We start from the raw sequence: 7,318 nt of genomic DNA, 5'->3' as shown, positions 1-7,318 counted from the left end.
AAGAAGCGAGGCTCGGTTCCGGCTTAAATCGCCTCCGTTTTCTCTCCGACTGGCCAGGGTCCGGACGTCGGGAGCGGCCGGAGGCTGAGAGCGTCGGGAACGCATCTCAGCCGACCCAGGACTGGGAGATAAAACGGAGGTCTGCCGCTTTAGCGGTCGATTTATTTGGCCGGGAGTCCGGGTTCTTAGGGGAGTGACGGTGACTCCCCTAAGACGTTCACCGGTTCAGTGGTGACATCTGAAACAGGACTGGAAGTGAACGGAAACTTAGCAGATTCTTCCTGGAGCAATTTCTTACTAAGAGACAGCTCCCAGGCTAACTCCCTATCCCCGCAAATGCTCCGCATGAAAACGAAGGTGATCCTCCACAAACGTGGCGATGAAATAGTAACTGTGGTCGCAGCCCGGCTGAATGCGCAGCGTCAGCGGCCAGCCTTTCTCCTGCGCGATTTTTTCAAACTCTTCCGGCCTTAACTGGTCGGCCAGGAACTGATCGTCATCCCCCTGATCGATGAGCGTTGGCAGCTGTGCGGACGCCCCGGCTTTACCCAGCAGGCAGCAGCTGTCCCATTCTTGCCACAAAGATTCATCTTCACCGAGATAGGCCCTGAATGCTTTTTGCCCCCACGGGACGCGGGTCGGGTTAACGATAGGCGCAAAAGCAGAAACCGAGCGGAAGCGGCCGGGGTTTTTCAGCGCCATGATCAGCGCGCCGTGGCCGCCCATGGAGTGGCCAAAGATTGAGGCTTTCTCGCTGACGCTGAAATTATCCGCAATCAGCTGAGGCAGTTCATCGCGCAGGTAATCGTACATGCGGAAGTGCGTGGCCCACGGCTGCTGCGTCGCGTTGAGGTAAAAGCCTGCGCCCTGGCCCAGGTCATAGCCCGCGTCGTTTGGCACTTCTTCGCCGCGTGGGCTGGTGTCCGGCATCACCAGGACAATGCCAAGCTCGGCGGCAACGCGCTGCGCGCCTGCTTTAGTCGTGAAATTTTCATCGTTGCAGGTCAGCCCGGAAAGCCAGTAAACCACCGGCGGCGGCGTGGTGCCAGCCGGAGGTGGGAGAAAAATACTGAATGTCATTGGGCAGTTAAGCACGGTGGACGGGTGGCGCCAGCGCTGCTGCCAGCCTTCGAAACATCGGTGTTCTTCCAGTAATTCCATCCAGAGGCTCCTTACATATTTTCAATAGTTATGAACAACTTTCACTTCACCTGAGTCTAGCCATCCCGCATTATGGCCGCAACGGTATTGTTCCGCCCGCTCAGGCGATGAACGGTTATTTCGATTTCAATAATTATGCCCGGCACTACTGGATTCTAAGCACGTGCTGCCGCACAATAAGCGGACACTTTGCCCCATGAAGGGCAGAGGTCAGCCACACCTGCAGGAGAAAACAGCATGTCATCACTCTCAAAAGAAGCCGCCCTGGTTCATGAGGCGCTGCTTGCGCGCGGTCTGGAAACGCCGCTGCGTCCGCCGTTACGTGAACTGGATAATGAAACTCGTAAAAGCCAGATTGCCGCCCATATGACGGAAATCATGCAGCTGCTTAATCTCGATTTGAGTGACGACAGCCTGATTGAAACGCCGCATCGCATCGCCAAAATGTATGTCGATGAGATTTTCTCTGGCCTGGACTACGCGAACTTCCCGAAAATCACCGTCATTGAAAATAAAATGAAGGTCGATGAAATGGTCACCGTGCGCGATATCACCCTGACCAGCACGTGCGAGCACCACTTCGTGACTATCGACGGTAAAGCAACCGTGGCGTATATCCCCAAAGACACCGTGATTGGCCTGTCTAAAATTAACCGCATCGTGCAGTTTTTTGCTCAGCGCCCGCAGGTTCAGGAACGCCTGACCCAGCAGATCCTGACCGCGCTGCAAACGCTGCTGGGCACCAACAACGTGGCGGTTTCCATTGATGCCGTGCATTACTGCGTGAAAGCGCGTGGCGTGAAAGACGCTACCAGCGCGACCACCACCACGTCACTCGGTGGCCTGTTTAAGTCCAGCCAGAATACGCGTCAGGAGTTCCTGCGCGCAGTACGCCACAATTAATTCCCCAGGCAGGTATCCGTGGAGAGAAATATCACCCTTGACTTCGTCCGCGGTACCGCCATTCTGGGCATTCTGCTGCTCAATATTGTCGCCTTTGGCCTGCCGAAGGCGGCATACCTAAACCCGGCCTGGTATGGCGAGATAACCTCCCGTGACGCCTGGACCTGGGCGGTCATGGACCTGTTTGCCGAAGTTAAATTCCTCACGCTTTTCGCGCTGTTGTTCGGGGCTGGCCTGCAAATGCTGCTGGCTCGCGGCTCACGCTGGATACAGTCGCGGCTGACGCTGCTGGTATTACTGGGCTTTATCCACGCGCTGCTGCTGTGGGATGGTGACATTCTGCTGGCTTACGGCCTGACAGGGCTGGTGTGCTGGCGGCTGATTCGTGAGGCAACGGGGCAAAATCAGCTCTTTAAGACCGGCGTAGTGCTGTACCTCATCGGCATTGGCGTGCTGGTGCTGCTCGGCGTGATTTCAGGTGACGGCCTTAACCGTTCCTGGGTGCCGGATGCGGCTAATTTGCAGTATGAGCAATGGTGGAAGCTGGGCGGCGGCATTCAGGCCATCAGCAATCGTGCGGATTTACTCTCTTCAAACCTGGTGGCGCTGGGCGCGCAGTACGGCTGGCAGCTGGCGGGCATGATGCTCATCGGCGCGGCGCTAATGCGCAGCGGCTGGCTGAAAGGGGAGTTTAGCCTGAAGCATTACCGCCGAACCGCCGCGATTTTTATCGTCATCGGGATGGCCATCAACCTGCCGGCGATTATTGCCCAGTGGCACCTTGCATGGGATTCGCGCTGGTGTGCGTTGCTGTTACAGGCCCCGCGCGAGCTGAGCGCGCCGTTTCAGTCCATTGGCTACGCCGCGCTGGCGTGGGGATTCTGGCCGCAGCTTTCGCGCTTCAGGCTGGTGGGGTGGATTGCCTGCGTCGGGCGGATGGCGTTGACGAACTACCTGCTGCAAACAATCATCTGCACAACCTTGTTCTATCGCTTTGGTTTATATATGAAATTTGACCGTCTTTCGCTGCTGGCCTTTGTCCCTGCCGTGTGGGCTGTGAATATCCTGCTGTCGGTTATCTGGCTGCGCTATTTCCGCCAGGGGCCGGTGGAATGGCTGTGGCGACAGCTAACCGCTCGTGCTTCAGGGGATGCGTTACGCAAAGCACAGAGATAATGATATTCGTCACAAAGGTTAACGAATTGTATGTAACCGCTTTCATCACTGTGATCGACTTCACGCCACGCCGCCCCTCACTCCCCGCAAAATAGCCACCTTGCCTAAAACAGGGTGCACCTATGAGACCGACTCCCCCAACGCCGATTACCATTCGTGACGTTGCCCGTATCGCCGGGGTTTCAGTAGCGACAGTATCCCGAGTATTAAATAACAGCGCGCTGGTCAGCCCGGAAACGCGCGAAAACGTCATGCAGGCGGTTGCTGAGCTGGGCTACCGTCCAAACGCCAATGCGCAAGCGCTGGCCACCCAGGTTAGCGACACCATCGGCGTGGTGGTGATGGACGTCTCCGATCCCTTCTTCGGGGCATTGGTCAAAGCCGTGGATATGGTTGCCCAGCAGCACAATAAATATTTGCTGATCGGTAACAGCTATCACCAGGAAGAAAAAGAGCGCCATGCCATTGAGGTGCTGATTCGCCAGCGCTGTAGCGCGCTGATTGTGCACGCCAAGGCGCTGAGCGACGAGGAGCTGGCCGCATTCCTGGAGCAGGTACCCGGCATGGTGCTGATCAACCGTCTGGTGCCCGGCTACGCACACCGCTGCGTTTGCCTCGATAACGTCAGCGGCGCGGTGATGGCCACCCGCATGCTGCTGAATCAGGGGCATTCGCGTATCGGTTATCTGGCCTCCAGCCATCAGATTGAGGATAACGACCAGCGCCATCAGGGCTGGCTGCAGGCGCTGGCGGAGCACGGCATCGCGCCGCCGGAGGCCTGGGTCGGAATGGGCACGCCGGACATGCAAGGCGGAGAGGCGGCAATGGTTGAGCTGCTGGGGCGCAACCTGCAGCTCAGCGCGGTCTTCTCTTATAACGACAGCATGGCCGCCGGCGCGCTAACGGCGCTGAAGGACAACGGCATTGCCGTGCCGCAGCATGTTTCCATCATCGGTTTCGACGATATTCCCATTGCCCGCTACACCGACCCGCAGCTGACAACGGTGCGCTATCCGGTAGTTTCGATGGCCCGTCTGGCGACCGAACTGGCGTTACAGGGCGCGGCAGGCCAGCTGGATCGTGATGTAACGCACTGTTTTATGCCGACTTTAGTCCGCCGTCATTCGGTGGCGATAAAGCAAAATGTGGCGTCGATCACTCCGCTGTCAAAGAGTTAGATGTAACCGGTTTCAATCTGTGAGTAAATTCACAGTTAATTAACATTGCGCTGACTATTATGTCAGCGTTTTATCAGCTGAAACACTATGTAACGGTGACTTCTCACTTTTAGCATAGCGATAAGGCCAAAGACGACCATAAAAACGCAGTATTGGATTGTTACCGAACACGGAAGTGCAATTATTTTAGGATAACTTCGGCATTCAGTAACCTTTTCATAACATTACTGTCCTGCCTGGTTTCGAACGCGAACTACCCTGCAAAATAAAAACCGGAGATACCATGAATAAGAAGGTTTTGACCCTGTCCGCCGTGATGTCCTGCATGCTGTTTGGTGCCGCTGCGAACGCCGCTGACCGTATTGGTGTGACGATTTATAAATACGACGACAACTTCATGTCAGTGGTTCGTAAGGCCATCGAGAAAGATGCTAAAGCGTCACCGGACGTGCAGCTGCTGATGAACGACTCCCAGAACGACCAGTCCAAACAGAACGACCAGATTGACGTTCTGCTGGCAAAAGGCGTGAAAGCGCTGGCCATCAACCTGGTTGACCCGGCCGCAGCGGGCACCGTAATCGAAAAAGCACGCGCGCAAAACGTGCCGATTGTGTTCTTCAACAAAGAACCTTCCCGCAAAGCGCTGGATAGCTATGACAAAGCTTACTATGTGGGCACAGACTCCAAAGAGTCCGGTATTATTCAGGGCGACCTGATTGCCAAACACTGGGCGGCTAACCCGGCGTGGGACCTGAACAAAGACGGCCAGGTGCAGTTCGTGCTGCTGAAAGGCGAACCGGGCCACCCGGATGCCGAAGCGCGTACCACTTACGTTATCAAAGAGCTGAACGACAAAGGTCTGAAAACCCAGCAGCTGCAGCTGGATACCGCCATGTGGGATACCGCTCAGGCTAAAGACAAAATGGACGCCTGGCTCTCTGGCCCGAACGCTAACAAAATCGAAGTGGTTATTGCCAACAACGATGCGATGGCAATGGGTGCGGTAGAAGCGCTGAAAGCACACAACAAATCTTCTATTCCAGTATTTGGCGTAGATGCCCTGCCGGAAGCGTTGGCGCTGGTGAAATCCGGTGCAATGGCAGGTACCGTGCTGAACGACGCCAACAACCAGGCGAAAGCGACCTTTGACCTGGCGAAAAACCTGGCCGACGGTAAACCAGCCGCTGAAGGCACTAACTGGAAAATCGAGAACAAAATTGTACGCGTACCGTATGTAGGCGTGGATAAAGATAATCTCGCACAGTTTATCGGCAAATAAATACCCGTCATATTTTAGTTGTACACGGGCGCAGATACCTGCGCCCGGCTTTAGGCAGGTTACTCAGCGACACAGGTATAATTATGGTCGACAATAACTCAGCTACGCCGTCGGAATTTTTGCTGGAAATGACCGGCATTAATAAATCCTTCCCCGGCGTTAAGGCACTGGATAATGTTAATTTAAAAGTGCGTCCACACTCTATTCATGCCCTGATGGGTGAAAACGGTGCGGGCAAATCGACATTATTGAAATGCCTTTTTGGGATCTACAGCAAAGATTCCGGCAGCATCCTTTTTCAGGGAAAAGAGGTCAATTTCAGCAGCACCAAAGAGGCGCTGGAAAACGGTATTTCTATGGTGCATCAGGAGCTTAACCTGGTCCTGCAGCGCACCGTGATGGACAACATGTGGCTCGGGCGTTACCCGACCAAAGGCGTGTTTGTCGATCAGGATAAAATGTACCGCGACACCAAAGAGATTTTTGACGAGCTGGATATTGATATCGACCCGCGAGCCCGCGTCGGTACGTTGTCCGTTTCTCAAATGCAGATGATTGAAATTGCCAAGGCTTTCTCCTATAACGCCAAAATCGTTATTATGGATGAGCCAACGTCCTCGCTGACGGAAAAAGAAGTTAATCATCTTTTTAAAATTATTCGCAAATTAAAAGATCGCGGCTGCGGCATTGTTTATATCTCCCATAAAATGGAAGAAATATTCCAGCTGTGCGATGAAATTACTATTTTGCGCGACGGGCAGTGGATTGCCACCCAGCCGCTGGAAGGGCTGGATATGGACAAAATCATCGCCATGATGGTGGGCCGCTCGCTGAACCAGCGCTTCCCGGACAAATCCAACGTGCCGGGTGAAGTTATCCTCGAAGTACGCAACCTGACCTCGCTGCGCCAGCCGTCGATTCGCGATATCTCCTTTGATTTACATAAAGGTGAAATCCTCGGCATTGCGGGCCTCGTCGGCGCGAAGCGTACCGATATAGTGGAAACGCTGTTTGGTATCCGCGAAAAATCTGGCGGCACCATTAAGCTGCACGGCAAAAAGATCAATAACAGCAACGCGAACGAAGCGATCAATCACGGCTTTGCGCTGGTCACCGAAGAGCGCCGCTCAACCGGGATCTACGCCTACCTGGATATCGGCTTTAACTCACTCATTTCCAATATTCGTAACTACAAAAACAAGGTCGGTCTGCTGGATAACTCCCGCATGAAAAGCGATACCCAGTGGGTTATCGACTCCATGCGCGTGAAAACGCCGGGGCACCGCACCTCCATCGGCTCGCTGTCCGGCGGTAACCAGCAGAAGGTGATCATCGGCCGCTGGCTGCTGACTCAGCCGGAAATTCTGATGCTGGATGAACCGACGCGCGGCATTGACGTTGGCGCCAAGTTTGAGATTTACCAGCTGATTGCTGAACTGGCTAAAAAAGGAAAAGGGATCATTATCATTTCGTCCGAGATGCCGGAATTGTTAGGGATTACAGACCGTATTCTGGTGATGAGCAACGGGCTCGTGGCCGGAATTGTAGACACCAAAACAACAACGCAGAACGAAATCTTACGTCTTGCGTCTGTGCACCTGTGATGATTTAGGGGCTATTA

Annotated in this window: 6 protein-coding genes; 5 read left to right on the top strand and 1 reads right to left on the bottom strand. The window is 54.5% G+C overall.

All coding sequences use genetic code 11. From position 1 onward, the window contains the following. Positions 1-324 precede the first annotated feature (324 nt). A complete protein-coding gene (gene fghA / locus ACE38U_RS02860) occupies positions 325-1,161 on the bottom strand; it encodes an S-formylglutathione hydrolase (RefSeq protein WP_038481095.1) in 837 nt (278 codons plus the stop codon). A 237-nt stretch (positions 1,162-1,398) separates the two neighbouring features. Here fghA and folE point away from each other — a divergent pair, with 237 nt between their 5' ends. From folE to mglA, 5 genes are all read left to right on the top strand, one after another. After that, positions 1,399-2,064 carry a GTP cyclohydrolase I FolE gene (gene folE / locus ACE38U_RS02855; RefSeq protein ID WP_038481098.1) on the top strand — a complete coding sequence of 222 codons (666 nt, stop codon included), beginning with the start codon at positions 1,399-1,401 and terminating at the stop codon, positions 2,062-2,064. A gap of 18 nt (positions 2,065-2,082) precedes the next feature. After that, positions 2,083-3,240: a DUF418 domain-containing protein YeiB gene (gene yeiB / locus ACE38U_RS02850; RefSeq protein ID WP_038481101.1), complete on the top strand. Its 1,158-nt coding sequence runs from the start codon at positions 2,083-2,085 to the stop codon at positions 3,238-3,240. A gap of 122 nt (positions 3,241-3,362) precedes the next feature. Continuing rightward, positions 3,363-4,418: an HTH-type transcriptional regulator GalS gene (gene galS, locus ACE38U_RS02845; protein WP_038481104.1), complete on the top strand. Its 1,056-nt coding sequence runs from the start codon at positions 3,363-3,365 to the stop codon at positions 4,416-4,418. 283 nt (positions 4,419-4,701) lie between these two features. Then, entirely contained in the window at positions 4,702-5,697 is a 996-nt protein-coding gene (gene mglB, locus ACE38U_RS02840; RefSeq protein WP_038481107.1) for a galactose/glucose ABC transporter substrate-binding protein MglB, read from the top strand. Positions 5,698-5,780: 83 nt separating this feature from the next. Continuing rightward, positions 5,781-7,301 carry a galactose/methyl galactoside ABC transporter ATP-binding protein MglA gene (gene mglA, locus ACE38U_RS02835; RefSeq protein WP_038481110.1) on the top strand — a complete coding sequence of 507 codons (1,521 nt, stop codon included), beginning with the start codon at positions 5,781-5,783 and terminating at the stop codon, positions 7,299-7,301. Positions 7,302-7,318: the final 17 nt, after the last annotated feature.

Origin of the sequence: Cedecea selenatireducens, from assembly GCF_042138895.1 — a bacterium.
GTDB classification, from domain to species: domain Bacteria; phylum Pseudomonadota; class Gammaproteobacteria; order Enterobacterales; family Enterobacteriaceae; genus Cedecea; species Cedecea selenatireducens.
This window is presented reverse-complemented; position numbering and strand designations above follow the sequence as displayed.